Genomic DNA, 14,815 nt, shown 5'->3' with positions numbered 1-14,815 from the left:
GTGAATGCAATGAAGCAATTAATGATGATTGGATTTGGTGCAATGGCTTCTGAGGTTTATGCGCACTTGCCCCATGATTTAGCGCTGAAATGGATTGTGGTTCCTGAGGGAAGTATTGACAGTGTTAAACAAAAAGTCAGTGCCGATATTCAGGTGATTTCCGATATCGATCAGTGTGAAGGCACGCCAGATTATGTGATTGAAGTGGCCGGTCAGGCAGCGGTAAAAGAACATGCCAAGAAAGTCTTGCAGCATGGTTGGACCATTGGACTCATTTCTGTGGGTACCTTGGCCGACAGCGTATTTTTTACAGAGTTGCAGCAAACAGCCGAAAAAAATGGTGCGCATCTGCATTTGCTTGCAGGTGCAATTGCAGGTATCGATGGCATAGCCGCGGCCAAAGAAGGTGGGCTTGAACAGGTCACCTATAAAGGCTGCAAAAGCCCGAATAGCTGGCGAGGGAGTTATGCAGAACAACTGATTGATCTCGATCAGGTTCAGGCACCCACAGTGTTTTATCGCGGAAGCGCACGTGAGGCAGCACTCAAATTTCCGGCCAATGCGAATGTGGCCGCAACCATTGCACTGGCAGGTGTAGGGATGGACCAGACCCAAGTCGAACTCATGGTCGATCCGGCAATTCAACAAAACAAACACACCATCGTGGCACAGGGCCGATTCGGGCAAATGACCGTTGAAATGATTGGAGTGCCGCTGGCATCAAATCCAAAAACCTCAACACTGGCTGCTTTGAGTGTCATTCGTGCATGCCGTAACAGTGTTGAAGCTATTCAGATTTAAAAGGAGCTCAAAATGGTCAAGGAACTTTATATTGCAGGTGAATGGCGTTTGGGCCGAGGTAAAGTGATTCAAAGCATCTTTCCGGCAGATAATTCGGTAAATGCAGAAATCTCGACGGCAAGTCCTGAAGATATTGAAGAAGCGATTGTTAAAGCTGATCAGGCATGGCGGTCACCTGAGTGGCGTGAGCGAATGCCGCATGAGCGTGCCAAAGTGCTGTACAAGGTTGCCGAGCTGATTGAGGCACGTGCCGAAGAGTTATCGAAGCTGCAAACTCGCGATAACGGTAAACCTTTAGCCGAAACCAAAGCGCTGGTCATGAGCGCCGCTGCTACAGCCCGCTATGTTGCGGCTGCCTGCGAAACCATGAATGATGACATGACCACGCAGCGTGCCGCAGACTTTATGACTTTTAGTGTGCATGAGCCTGTTGGTGTGGTGGCTGCAATTACGCCTTGGAATTCTCCGATCGCGAGTGAAGTACAAAAACTTGCACCAGCTTTGGCAGGCGGTAATGCAGTGGTTTTAAAACCCGCTGAAGCCACCTCATTAATTGCATTGGAGCTCGCCAAAATATTTGAAGAGGCGGGTTTGCCTAAGGGTTTGCTGAGTGTCTTGGTCGGCAAAGGATCTGTGGTTGGCGACGCGATCGTGAAGCATCCACTGGTACGTAAAATCTCATTTACTGGGGGAACCAGCACAGGTCGTCATTTAGCGCATATTGCAGCCGATAAACTAATCACCACATCGCTTGAATTAGGTGGCAAATCACCTACGATTGTCTTGCCAGATGCCGACATCGAACTTGCAGCCAAAGGTATTGCTTACGGTATTTTCAGCTCTGCGGGTCAAGCCTGTATTGCGGGTTCACGTTTATTTATTCATAGCAGCATTTACGATCAATTTTTAAAGCGTCTGGTCGAAATCACCAAAGGCCTTCGCGTAGGTCATCCTGAGCAGAACAATGTACATATGGGATCACTCATTAACGCAGCGCATCTGGCATCGGTAGACCGTTATGTACAACTTGCCATTCAAGAAGGCGGCGAGATTGTCACGGGTGGTCATGCACTTACCGAAGGCGATTTTGCAAAGGGCAGCTTCTATTTGCCGACTATTATCACTGGCCTAAAAAATCATGCACAGGTCTGTCAAGAAGAAATTTTCGGGCCAGTGCTGGTAGTAATGAAATACGACAATGAAGCGGATTTGCTTGAACAAGCCAACGACAGCTGCTTTGGATTGGCCGCAGGCATCTGGACAGAAAACTACCGTAAAGCATGGCGTATGGCTCGCGCACTTGAAGTAGGAACGGTTTGGATCAACACCTACAAAAAGTTTTCTATTTCAGCGCCGTTTGGTGGATTTAAAGACAGCGGAATCGGTCGTGAAAAAGGACGCCAAGGCATTTTGTCTTATATGCAGCAAAAAAGTATTTATATGGGGCTAAATGAACAGCCAAACCCGTGGGCAGATTAAGCCAATTTTAGCCAAGATATTTATTTAACAAAATTTTATACAAAATTCAGAGGAAGATGTTCATGACAGAACGTGTCAATGTTGGAGAGGCAATTGCCCGTTTACTTGAAGCACATGCGGTGAATAGTATCTATGGCGTGATTTCTATTCATAACTTACCAATCGCCGATGCGGTAGGGCGCCGTGAAAAAATCCGCTTTGTTGCGGCACGTGGTGAGGCAGGTGCAGTGACCATGGCCGATGCACATGCTCGTTTTAAAGGCTTAGGCGTTGCACTAACCAGTACAGGCGCAGGTGCTGGTAATGCCGTAGGGTCATTAATTGAAGCCATGAATGCAGGTAGTCCGGTACTCCATCTAACTGGACAGGTTGAACGAGAATATCTTGATCGTGATGCCAGCTTTATTCATGAAACCAAAGATCAATTAACTTTTTTACGTGCTTCAAGCAAAGCGGCATTTCGTATCACCAGCCCAGATCATGCCGTTGGTATCATCCGTGAAGCCATTCGCGTGGCAACCACAGTCCCAATGGGGCCAGTAAGTGTGGAGTTACCCATTGATGTGCAGGCAGCTGAAATCGATTTACCTCACGATTTGTCACCTGTACAGCCACTACAGCTTCCACAGGTCGATGAAAGCCATGTCGACTATTTGGTGAGCCAGTTGCAAAGCGCGAAACGCGCCGTGTTCTGGGTCGGTGGAGGTGCACTCGATTGTGTAGACGAAATAAAAGCGATTGCAGATTTGGGGATTCCCGTGGTGTCATCAACGCATGGACGTGGCATTTTACCCGATGCCCATCCACGCAGTTTGGGGGCATTTCATAATTCGGCGCATGTAGAAGCACTTTTAAAAGCGGCTGATTTAGTCGTGGTAGTGGGTTCGCGCCTTCGCAGTAATGAAACCAAAACCTATTCTGTTGAATTTCCGGCCAATCTCATTCAAATCGATGCCAATCCAGTCGCACAGCAGCGCAACTATAAAGTTAATCGGTTTATTTGTGCAGATGCCAAAGATATTTTGGCCCGTGCATTGAGTAAATTATCGAGTATTTCAAAAGTCGATCCTGACTATGATCAAGCCATTGCGGCAGCTAAAGCCTCAGCAGTTGAAACACTTCGCAAACAGCTCGACCAGTATGCTTTGATTTGCGATCACTTACGCGAGGCGCTCCCAGAAGATGGTATTTTCGTACGTGACATTACCATGTCGGGCAGCACGTGGGGCAGCCGTTTATTTCCGGTTCAAGCACCTAACCGCAATATTCACTCGCTTGCCGGTGCGATCGGGCTTGGGCTTGCACATGCGATAGGTTCAAGTATCGCCAACCCAGATAAAAAAGTCGTGGGGTTGGTCGGTGATGGTGGCCTAATGCTTGGAATTGGTGAAATTGCGACCATGGCGCAAGAAAAAACAGATCTAGTGCTGATGATCATGAATGATGGCGGTTATGGCGTGATGCGAGGCATCCAAAATAACTACTTTGGTGGGCGTCAGTACTTTAATGAACTCCATACACCAGACTATCAAAAGTTAGGTGAATCTATGGGGGTAAAAAGCTGGAAAGTTTCCAGTGCCGATGAATTTAAAATTGCAATCAAACAAGCCATTGAGTTTAAAGGACCAGCCGTAATTGAGCTCGATATGCACGCAATTGGTCCACTCAATTTTGCAGGCCCGCCGCAGAAAAAACTCTACTAAGACATTTTTACAACCTGATAACTGATTGGTCATTTTGCTGCTCAGGCAGCAAAGTGATCTTAACTAAAAAATGATAATGGGTCATGGGGAGGGTGTTAAGGAAAGACACGTCCCCATAATAAAAGGCACAAATTTTTTTTAGTTAAAAATTAAATTAAACAATGTTTTGTATGTAAAACAAAATGTGCCTGTGCTCGACACAGCATCAGTAATAAGGATTTTGGTGATGAAAAAAAATATGATTCGCATGTTAAGTTTAGCAGTATGTTGTCTTGGGGGACACACAGCCACATGGGCAGCGGATTCTCCATTGGAGTGGAAAAGCGATGATGGTACTGCTTCATTTAAGGTGGGCGGCGTGATTCGTGTTCAGCAACGCTATGAAAGCTGGAAAGAAAGTCAAAATCGAGGTTTTGGTAAAGCAGATTTTGATGTATTTCGCCTAGATTTAAAGGGAACCTACGATAACTTTTATTTAAATTCGAGCTTTCTACTGCAAGATCAAGAATTTACATCAATCGAAAAAGCCTATATTGGCTATAAATTTAATAGCAACAATAGCGTAGAGGCAGGATTGGTCTATAAACCCTTCGCGATTTATCCGTACCCGCAAAACGGCTGGACGTATCATATTCCTTTCTTTTTAGGCTATGGCAATAATATTGCGCCGGGCCTCAATTGGAACTACACCGATAAAGACTGGGACATCAAACTCGGCTATTACCCGGAAATGCTAAAGACCAATATGCGTTACTCGCCGGAAAGTGGCACTTATGATGACTTGAAAAATACCTTTCCAAATCAGCGTGCCTATCAAAATGAAAAACGTAATCAGGTGAATGCGCGATTCGTTAAAAAGTTTGACACCCCAGTAGGCAAGCAGGAAGTAGGGCTTTCAGGCGCGGTTTCTCAACTTCATAATAAAGTGACCGATGATGATGGCAAATACTATGCATTAGGGCTACATGCCAATACCAATATGAATCGCTGGAATGTGCAAGGATCTGTGATTCACTATAAATACGATGCAAAAAATCCGGATGGCGTCAGTAATGACATGACTTTAATGGGAACGAACGGCCTGACACCATCTTATTTTATTGCCTCTGAAGGGACTGTATCGAGCTTTAATGTGGCTTATACCTTACCCGTTCAAGACCTGTGGAAACTCAAGGCAATTAAATTTTACAACGATTATAGTTATTTCGATAAAGAACGCAGTGACTGGTCTGCCTCTCAGCTCAACACCACGGGCATGATGCTGATTGCATCACCGTTTCTGGTTTGGGTGGATTATACATGGGGCAAAAATGCCAATTTTATTGGTGGATCGACCAATAGCACTGGCTATACTTCTGCAAGCTCACAAAATAGTGACAAATGGTTGTACCGGATCAACTTAAATTTCGGATTCAATTTTTAAATAGAAAATCTGATCTAAAGTTTATAGCCACAAAACCATTAAGCCCGGGTTTGTGGTTTTTTTATCGTTGAAGTTAGGCTGTTGTATATAAAATCAACTATACTAACGAGGTAATTTTCTTTATGTCGCGTTATGGCTGTCCATCATTCTTCTCCTCGTTTTTGGCGTGATTTTTTTGTTTTATTGCATCGTTACGCCGGGCTTTTTATTGCGCCGTTTATATTTATCGCTGCCCTAACAGGGCTGCTTTACGTACTCACACCGCAGCTAGAGCAGTATGTCTATCGAGAGGTACTATATAGCCAACCCGACGGCCATCGTGCCGGCACGCTCACCCAGCAAATTCAGGTGGCTCAGGCGCAACTGCCACCCACCGCACAAATCGTTGCAGTACGTCCTGCGCCGACACCTCACGATACCACTCGCGTAATGTACAGCGATCAAACTCGCCAGATCAATAATCAGGCCGTCTTTGTCGATCCGAATACTTTAGCCGTAAAAGGTGAGCTAGGCGTGTATGGCACCAGTGGGATTTTACCATTGCGTACACAGCTCGATCGTTTGCATCGAGATCTTTTGCTTGGCGAGTGGGGACGTATTTATAGTGAGTTGGCCGCGAGTTGGATGGGGCTTTTGGCCTTGTCGGGCCTTTATCACTGGATGATTCGTCGTAAAAATACTTCAGGTGTTGTTTCTGGTACACGTGCTCAATTACTCAAATGGCACCGCTGGATTGGACTAATTTTATTGCCATTGCTGCTATTTTTTTCGATTACTGGTCTGACGTGGTCAAACTGGGCAGGCTCTAATATTTTAAGCTTGCGTCAGGCTTTGGGCTGGCAAACGCCCAGCTTAAATACAGCATTGTCAGGGCAAACAGCTACCGATGCACATGCGGCACATCATGAACACCACCAAGGTATGGTCATGCAAATGCACAGTATGATCAGTGCGCATGATTTTGAGCTCGCATTAAAATTGGCACGAAACGAAGGGATTAGCGCAAATAAAATTCAAATTCGTCCACCTGCGGCGCCTAATCAAGCATGGATAGTGGAAGAAATTGATCGTGGCTGGCCAACTCAGGTCGATAGCGTAGCGATTGATTTACAGCAGCAGCGTGTAATTGATCATGTTGACTTCGAGCGGTTTCCACTGGTGGCCAAATTAACCCGATGGGGAGTAGATGCCCACATGGGGGTGTTGTTTGGCTGGCCCAATCAATTGCTCTTGGTGCTCTTTGCACTGGGTTTATGTGCTGCGATTTTGATGGCCTATCGCGCATGGTGGAAAACATCAAACTTTAAGCAAAGCACGATTATGTTTTCCCAACACAGCCTCACGATTTGGCAAAAGGGTAGTATGAGTCAGCGCATTGGCTTGATACTCCTTTTGGGAGTAACCAGTTTGTGTTTGCCTATTTTTGGTCTGAGTATTCTGGTCGCGCTTGTGCTGATTCTGCTGCGCCGGCAACGTCTTTAAATCGATTTGAGCATATGCAGGGTGTCGTAATCCTGTATCCATTCGCGCCGAATTAAATGAAAGCCCTGTTGCTGCCAAAAGTATTCGGCTACTGGTAAAAATGGATGGGTATGCAGATAAAAATGTCTGATATTTTGGGTGCGCGCATATTCAAAAAGCGCCTGACATAATCTGCTTGCCAATCCTTGCCGACGATAGTGAGGCTCAACAAATAGTTTGACCACTTCTACACATGGGCTGGGTAACTCAAGATCAAATCGGGCATCATAGCTTCGATAAGCCACCATTGCCACGATGGACTCGCCGTCTTTTATGATGAAGCAGGCACCCATCGGGCTTACCACATAAGTTTCATCAAAATGGGTGAGATCATGTGGTAAACTGGTTTGATAAACCTCAGGAAACAATAACTGTCGGGTTCGAATGGCAAAAGCTTGTGCTGCTTGTAGGTTGTCTTGATCTAGCAAGCGTGGGGTAAGTGAGGAAGTCATGAATCAGCTCAAACTCAGATTTTTTATAAATGAATTAAAGATCCATTTAGCAACACAGACCTTAATTTCTTGCATTTTACCCATAACATTGCCGAATACCTAATCGAAATAAAAATATTCAAACATAAAAAAAGTGACCCAATTGGGCCACTCTAGTCATCAATAAGGCTTAAAACTTCCACTGCATAGAAAGTGAAGCGTTAATTGGATCGCCCGGTTGAATCCACATTTCACTGTAGCTCTCGACATAGTATGTTTTGTCAAATACGTTATTTAAATTGAACTGATAACGGAATTGATCATTTGGTGCGTAGTAGGCATTCAAATTCATGATGGTATACGCCGGTAACTTTAGATTGCCTTGATCATTTTGGGTACCGTTTCGTTGCCCCACATAGACGATATTGCCACCTATACCAGCTTTACGCTGACCATCATCAACCAATAAATAGTCCAGACTCAGATTGGCATTGTGTTTTGGAATACTATTTAAACGCGTACCTTTGGCAATATTGGTGTCTTTAGTAATAATGGCATCCGTATAGGTATAATTGGCCAGAACGTTAAGTTTTGACCACAATTGTGTTTGCGCCGTTAATTCCATACCTTGGCTACGTGCTTCACCTGCTGCGTATTGATAGCTCGGATCATTCGGGTCGATGGTTAAGGCATTACGCTTGTTCATATGAAACAGAGCAGCACTCAAGAGGCTTATATCGTTGGGTTGAAATTTAGTTCCAATTTCATAACCTTCACCTTTCTCTGGTGCAAATACGTTGCCGCTGACATCGGTACCCGTATTTAGTGCAAATGACCGGCCATAGTTGCTATAAAATGATAAATGATCATTAAATTTATAATTTAAGCCAAAACGCGGTGATACCTCATTAAATGTTTTTGAGGAGTAAATGCCGCCCACATAGTTATCGAGGCTTTGTTTAATGCGATCAACACGACCGCCCAATAGCACACTCCAGTGATCATTGAAGAACATTTGATCTTGTAAATTCAATGATGCATAGTCTTGCACTTCGTGAGTATCAGTAAATAATCCCATTTCTTTCGGGTAGTTACCGTATTGCGGAACGTTTACATTGATCTGATTCACACAATAGCGTTTTGGATTACTGTATCCACCATTAACACGCCCCGGACGACCATTGTCGCAACGAAGCTGACTTTGATTGAATACCAGTGTGCCAAGCTCTGCACCAACTAAAACTTCGTGTTTTGCCCATGAACTGTCAATTTTTCCAAGTAGTTCAGTTTGGGCCAAGCGGTCGGCGGTGTAGGTATAACGCTGGCGGCGCTGACGATTTAATGTTTGGGCATCCGCTTCAAAACTGCGCGGCTCGTTAGAGCTTCCAGCAATCTTACCTTGCTTGTAACTGATGGCACTGTTGAGTGTCCAGTCATCATTGAAGCTATGCGCGAGATGTAACTGATAAAACTGATCGCTGACCTTATTTTCATCTGCTGAAGGTTCACCTGTAAAGGTTTTACGATCCATTAAAATCTGACCTTTATAAGCACTAATACCACGATCAAATATGCCTTTTTGGCGCGTGATTTCACTATCAAAATTGAGCTGGGTTTGATCGGAAATTTTCCAGCTTAATTGAGGTGAAAAGAACCAGCGGTCACTGTTGACGTAATCACGAAAGCTTTGATTATCTTCATGTGCAACGGCCAATCGATAAGCGACCTGATCATTAATCGGTGCCGTATATTCAAAACTGCCGCGATATTTTTCTTCTGTATTGGCTCTCAGGTTAATTTCACCTTGTGGTTGCCACTGTGGTTTTTTGGTAGTGATATTGATTAATCCTCCCATTTCGCCGCGACCATACAGCGCAGCAGCAGGGCCTTTTAAAATATCGATGGAGGCAATATTGACCAGATCGCGCGGCGCGCTCAAACCACGGTTCACACTTAAGCCATTTCGAATAATAGTGGCGCTCACGTTTGGGTCGGTGGTGAAACCTCGAATAGAATAATTATCCCAGAATCCACCGCCGTAATTGTTTTGCGCATAAACGCCCGTCACCAGCTGAATCGCTTCATCGATGCGCTGAACATCTTGTTGCTTCAAAATTTCCTCAGATAAGAAACTGCGACTAAATGGCACATCTACAATATCATGCGCAAATTTAGTTGTTGCCGAGGTTTTCTTTTCGGTTTCCTGTTCGGTAGCAGCTTGCAAAGTAATAGTGGAGAGAACGTTACTCGATTTATCGTCGGCCCAAACTAATCCTGGAAAAAAAGAAAGCCCCAAAACAGACGAAATTAAATAAGATGTGCGTTGCATAAAACGGCTCAATCGTAGAGACAAAATTTAATATTTGTAATACTATAACATTACGGATTTAAGTTTTACAGTCATTATGTCTCACCTTAAAACATTCTCTCGATTACAATCTATCGATGCCCTACGAGGGCTTGTCATGGTGATCATGTTACTCGATCATGTTCGGGAAACATTTTATCTAAATAAACAAGTCACTGATCCGATGAACATTTTAGAGACTGAGCCAGCCTTATTTGGAAGTCGTGCTTTGGCGCACATTTGTGCGCCAGTTTTCGTTTTGCTTACCGGACTTTCAGCCTATCTGTATCAAATGAAAAACACGGTAGCCAGTACACGCAGTTTTTTACTTAAACGTGGCTTGTTTTTGATCGTGTTAGAGCTCACCTTGGTCAATTTTGCATGGACTGCCAAATTCCCACCCGATGTCATTTATTTACAAGTGATTTGGGCGATTGGTATCAGCATGGTGGTGTTGGCCTTATGCGTAGGTCTGCCTAGAAAAGTTTTACTTGCAACCGGATTATTGATCATTTTTGGACATAATCTACTAGACACAATGACTTTTAGGGGCATTTTGGGTTTAGAGCAGCTCTGGTATGTGTTACATGAGCGTAGCTGGATAGAGTTCGACGCTATTAAAATTCGGACCTCTTACCCGGTTTTACCATGGTTTGGCGTGATTTTTGTCGGCTATGCGTTGGGCTACTTCTTTGAACAACACTTTAGTCCAGCTCAGCGTCAACGTTATTTACTCGGCCTTGGCTTAGGTAGTATTACCTTATTTGTGCTGTTGCGCTTGATCAATGTGTATGGTGATCAGCCTTGGGTTGATTATGATTCATCTCTCATGACGTTCATGAGCTTTATGAATCTGACCAAGTATCCGCCTTCTTTATTTTTTATTCTGTTCAATGCTGGAATAGGGCTGATGATATTGGCGGTATTTGAGCGTCTGAATCACTGGAAAGGTCTTAAACCTTTAGTAGTACTGGGTTCAGTACCAATGTTTTTTTACCTGATTCATTTGTATGTACTTAAACTATTCTACGTGGTGTGCGTGAGCATATTCGGTTATACAGATGGCAATTATTTTGCGGTAGATTCCATGCGTAGTGTTTGGGGGATTACTGCATTACTGACCGTGATGCTCTATCCTGTTGTAGCGTGGTTCTCGGCATTTAAACATCAAAACAAACAAATCACTTGGCTAAAGTATTTTTAACTGGCTAGGCGTGTGCCCTTGTTTACCACTTAATAAGTGAACTTATAGGGCACCATATTTTTGCCACGTTTCGCCATTATGCAGTGAATCGTAATAACCCTTTAAGTAGTCCAATTCATAGTATTGAACTGCAGCCAATATAATAAAAGACATCAATAAAATGGTTTTTAAGGCATTCAGTTTTTTTGGTTCATTTGATAAAGCGGGTAGTCCAAAAAGCGTTAACGCAATGGCAGGCAATAGCGCGACTGCTTTTAAATGACTCAAAAAACCTAAACCATGAGTATAAAGTAAGACCGCAACCAGCACGATCAGGCCAAAGCCAGCCAGATTACGCGTATGCTCAGAGGGGCGCAGAGCCATCACTGACTGCACAAATAAAATTACACTCGCAAAAAAGTAAAAGGTCGTTCCACCAATAATAGCCGTATAAGTGGCATTGAGCACACAATACATGCCGATTACGACCAGTACGAGCACATATAAAGTCGAGTAAATTTTATGTGACGTTTCTCTTGTATTGGCCATAAAAAAAGAATTCTCCATTACATGTAAACGTGAATTTAGCATACGAATTTTGACAGCTCATATCTACTTATGAGATGTAAGAAATGTATGTTTATGCTGCTTTATTTTTGATTTGAGTAAATCTCGTTGTGATAAGCCAATTGCGAGTGAAATCATGAGGCAGGCGCCACCACTCACTAATGTAGCGGGTACAACCGTCCATAATCGTGCAAAGAGACTGGCCTGAAAGGCACCGATCTGATTACCTGATGTGACGACAATTCCATTCAAGGCAGCGACACGCCCAAGGAGTGATTTACACGGAAGTAACTGCAACAATGTCTGGCGGATAATCATGCTCATGCTATCAAATGCACCCAGTCCAATTAAAAGCACAAAGGACAACACCAATGAGCGTGAGCAGGCAAAAGTCACAGCACACAGACCAAAGCCGAGCGTTGCAACCAGCATATTACGCCATGCATGTTGTGTCAGATCATAGCGCATCAGCGCAAAGGTCATACACAATGTGCCAATAGCAGGCGCAGCACGTAACAGCCCCAGACCAGAAGCGCCACTTTTTAAAATTTCCTCAGCAAAAATAGGCAGTAATGTGAGTAAAGCACCAAATAGTACCGTACTTAAATCAAGCAGCATGGACCAAAAAATCATGCGATTGTTTAGCATAAATTGAATCGCTTGCTGCATACTTTGAATCATGGGCTGTCGTGCCACAGCAGGAAAGCATCGTGGACCAATCATGGCCACAGCACCGCTACCAACACACAGCAACAGTAAGGCTAAGCTCAGTGTAATGTAAATGCCAAACTGTCCCATCATCACGCCCGCAAGAAGCGGCCCAAGCATGGCGCCAATTTGCCAAATCAATGCTGTCCATGTATTGGCATTGCTGTAAATTTTCTCAGGAACCAAAAAAGGTCGTAAAGAGTTAAATGAGGGGCTATAAATGCCTCTTAACAGCCCTAAAACAAAAATACAGCCATAAACGCCAAGTAAAAAAAGAGGAAGCTCTATACTCTGTTGGGCGTGTAGAAAAAATAGCAGTGCCAAACATGCCGGAATAGGACAGGTCAGGGCAAAGCCCCATTTTAAAATGGTCTGCCGGTTGAAATAATCGGCGATATAACCGCCCCACAACGACAAGACAATAAAAGGAACGAGTTCGACTAGACCGATCAGACCAAGCATGAGCGGGTTTTTCGTGATTTGATAGAGCGAATAAGCGACGACGACTTCTTGAATTAAAATGGCTAAGGTTAGACACAACTGATTCAGGCTGAGCAGCGAAAAATCTCTGTAGCGCAGTGCAGCAAAAAAATCAGAAGATGATGACATGATAAATACAGCACATTAATCAATGAAGGAGAGGAGATAAAAAAGGATGAGCCATTGCTCATCCTTTTTTTGAATCTTTAAAAATTACTTCGATTGTGATGCAGCAAGCTTAGCAAAGTCTGCTGGTGTCAGCGGTGTATAGTGCAAACCTAAAGTCTGGCTGGTGTACTGACGTACTTGGTCAAGCAATACTGGATCTTCGCTTAACTTCTGTTTGTACGATTTTACCATCTCGTGCAGTTTTGGATTCCACTCACCTTCAACTTGTTGTGGGAAGGCTTTTTCAAGCAAACTCAACATGATGTAAGGAGAAGTTGAAGCACCCGGAGACGCACCCATCAATGCGGTGACCGAACGATCTTTAGATACAAACACTTCAGTACCAAATTGAAGCTTGGCTGGTTTGCCTTCTTCTTTTTTGATGACCTGAACACGTTGACCACCTTGGTTCAAGCGCCAGTCTTCGCGTTTTGCATTTGGATAGTACTTTTTCAATTCGTTAAAACGGTCTTCATCGGTCATCATGACTTGGCTCACCAAGTATTTCACCAAATCAAGATTTTCCATACCAACAGCAGTCATTGGCAATACGTTGTTTTTATTGGTCGATGCCAATAAATCAAACTGAGAACCTTCTTTTAAGAATTTATTCGAGTAAGTCGCAAATGGTCCGAATAACACATATTTTTTACCGTCGATATAACGTGTATCAATATGTGGAACAGACATTGGCGGCGCACCTAGATCAGCACGACCATACAATTTTGCTGTATGTTCTGCGGCAATTTTAGGATTGTCCGTCATTAAGAATACGCCACCTACAGGGAAGCCAGCATATTGCTTCGATTCTGGTAAACCAGTCATTTGCAGCAATTTAACGCTTGCACCACCCGCACCGATAAAGACAAAACGTGTTTTTACATGATCGGCTTGGCCAGTTTTCATATTTTTAAATGAAACAGTCCAGGTTTTGTCGTCATTTTGGCTGATGCCAGTCACTTCGGTAGAAGTAGAAAGCTTGAAGTTTTGATGCTTGTTGAGGTTATCTACCAGTTGCGTGGTGATCGCACCATAGTTTACATCAGAACCAATTTCCATACGTGTTGCTGCCACTTTTTGTGCAGGATCACGGCCTTCCATGGTGAGCGGTGCCCATTGTTTGATCTGGTTTGCATCTTCAGTCATCTGCATACCGTAGAACAATGGATTTTTAATCATTGCTGCATAACGCTTTTCAAGGAACGCAACGTTGTCACCCCATACAAAAGCATGGTGCGGAACTGGATTGATAAAAGTAGATGGCTTGCCAAGTACGTTTTGTTTCACTTGATAGGCCCAGAACTGTTTTGAAATTTCAAATTGTTCTGCAACTTTTACAGCTTTAGAAATGTCCATCTTACCGTCTTTTTCTTCGGTATAGTTCATTTCCATGAAGCCAGAGTGGCCCGTACCCGCGTTGTTGAATCCGTTTGAACTTTCCTGAGCAACTTTGTCTAGGCGTTCGTACATACGAACTTGCCAGTTCGGTTCAAGCTCAGTCAAATAGGTTCCAAGCGTGGCACTCATGATACCACCACCTACCAGAACCACATCTACAACAGGCTCACTAGCAGCGGTTTGAATTTTTTTGGAAGCAATTGGCCTAAAAAGGAAGGCGATCGCTGCAATTAAAAGAACAACAATCAATACCAAAAGGTATCGTAGAAACTTTTTCATGCGATAAAGGACCTTGGGGTAGGTGATTAGCATCGCGTAAAGGCGAAATAAAGAAAAATACTAAATCAAGAGAGAAATCGACTCTGGAAATGATGGCAAATTTAAGTTCAGAGAGAGGGAGTAAAATGTCTTAATCCATACAGCAAATGAATCAATTCACTTTTTAAATTTGACCATACATTTCCATCGGAGGCGTATTATAGATGAATTGTGTATTGACAATATAATTTTTATTTGAAATGTTGAAATTAGTTTAATAAATATTAGTTATATTGTTAAATAAATTTTATAAATTCAACTGCTTATAATTTTTTTAACATTTGGTAA

11 protein-coding genes are annotated in these 14,815 nt (G+C 43.5%); 6 read left to right on the top strand and 5 right to left on the bottom strand.

Annotated features, from left to right (window positions below; all coding sequences use genetic code 11):
- Positions 1 to 9 precede the first annotated feature (9 nt).
- The 5 genes from L2096_RS12570 to L2096_RS12550 all read left to right on the top strand — a co-directional run bounded on the left by L2096_RS12570 (position 10) and on the right by L2096_RS12550 (position 6,888).
- Positions 10 to 801: an aspartate dehydrogenase gene (locus tag L2096_RS12570; protein ID WP_004946040.1), complete on the top strand. Its 792-nt coding sequence runs from the start codon at positions 10 to 12 to the stop codon at positions 799 to 801.
- Between the two features lie 12 nt (positions 802 to 813).
- Positions 814 to 2,280, top strand: coding sequence for an aldehyde dehydrogenase (locus tag L2096_RS12565; RefSeq protein WP_119026492.1), 1,467 nt, complete (start codon positions 814 to 816; stop codon positions 2,278 to 2,280).
- Positions 2,281 to 2,342: 62 nt separating this feature from the next.
- A complete protein-coding gene (locus L2096_RS12560; protein WP_250365549.1) occupies positions 2,343 to 3,983 on the top strand; it encodes a thiamine pyrophosphate-binding protein in 1,641 nt (546 codons plus the stop codon).
- 226 nt (positions 3,984 to 4,209) lie between these two features.
- Positions 4,210 to 5,406, top strand: a complete 1,197-nt coding sequence (locus L2096_RS12555; RefSeq protein ID WP_119026494.1) for a putative porin — start codon at positions 4,210 to 4,212, stop codon at positions 5,404 to 5,406.
- A 132-nt stretch (positions 5,407 to 5,538) separates the two neighbouring features.
- Complete coding sequence (locus L2096_RS12550) at positions 5,539 to 6,888, top strand: PepSY-associated TM helix domain-containing protein (RefSeq protein ID WP_151868429.1); 1,350 nt, start codon at positions 5,539 to 5,541, stop codon at positions 6,886 to 6,888.
- On the opposite strand, the gene L2096_RS12545 is transcribed toward L2096_RS12550, so the two are convergent.
- Positions 6,885 to 7,379, bottom strand: a complete 495-nt coding sequence (locus tag L2096_RS12545; RefSeq protein WP_250365548.1) for a GNAT family N-acetyltransferase — start codon at positions 7,377 to 7,379, stop codon at positions 6,885 to 6,887. The genes L2096_RS12550 and L2096_RS12545 overlap by 4 nt on opposite strands.
- A 169-nt stretch (positions 7,380 to 7,548) precedes the next feature.
- Positions 7,549 to 9,687 (bottom strand): TonB-dependent siderophore receptor, encoded by a 2,139-nt coding sequence (locus L2096_RS12540; protein WP_151809231.1) that lies wholly within the window; start codon positions 9,685 to 9,687, stop codon positions 7,549 to 7,551.
- 76 nt (positions 9,688 to 9,763) lie between these two features.
- Between L2096_RS12540 and L2096_RS12535 the strand changes: the two genes are divergently transcribed.
- On the top strand, positions 9,764 to 10,909 hold the full coding sequence (locus tag L2096_RS12535) for an acetyltransferase domain-containing protein (RefSeq protein WP_250365547.1): 1,146 nt from the start codon (positions 9,764 to 9,766) through the stop codon (positions 10,907 to 10,909).
- A gap of 42 nt (positions 10,910 to 10,951) precedes the next feature.
- Here the strand turns inward: L2096_RS12535 and L2096_RS12530 are convergent, their stop codons facing one another.
- The 3 genes from L2096_RS12530 to mqo all read right to left on the bottom strand — a co-directional run bounded on the left by L2096_RS12530 (position 10,952) and on the right by mqo (position 14,488).
- The gene (locus L2096_RS12530) at positions 10,952 to 11,437 is read right to left on the bottom strand and encodes a hypothetical protein (protein ID WP_004946059.1); all 486 of its coding nucleotides are present in this window, start codon (positions 11,435 to 11,437) and stop codon (positions 10,952 to 10,954) included.
- A 63-nt stretch (positions 11,438 to 11,500) separates the two neighbouring features.
- Positions 11,501 to 12,772: an MFS transporter gene (locus L2096_RS12525; protein WP_250365546.1), complete on the bottom strand. Its 1,272-nt coding sequence runs from the start codon at positions 12,770 to 12,772 to the stop codon at positions 11,501 to 11,503.
- A gap of 84 nt (positions 12,773 to 12,856) precedes the next feature.
- Positions 12,857 to 14,488: a malate dehydrogenase (quinone) gene (mqo, locus tag L2096_RS12520; RefSeq protein ID WP_004935935.1), complete on the bottom strand. Its 1,632-nt coding sequence runs from the start codon at positions 14,486 to 14,488 to the stop codon at positions 12,857 to 12,859.
- Between the last annotated feature and the right edge of the window lie 327 nt (positions 14,489 to 14,815).

This window comes from Acinetobacter sp. ACZLY 512 (assembly GCF_023614015.1).
Lineage (GTDB): Bacteria > Pseudomonadota > Gammaproteobacteria > Pseudomonadales > Moraxellaceae > Acinetobacter > Acinetobacter soli.
This window is presented reverse-complemented; position numbering and strand designations above follow the sequence as displayed.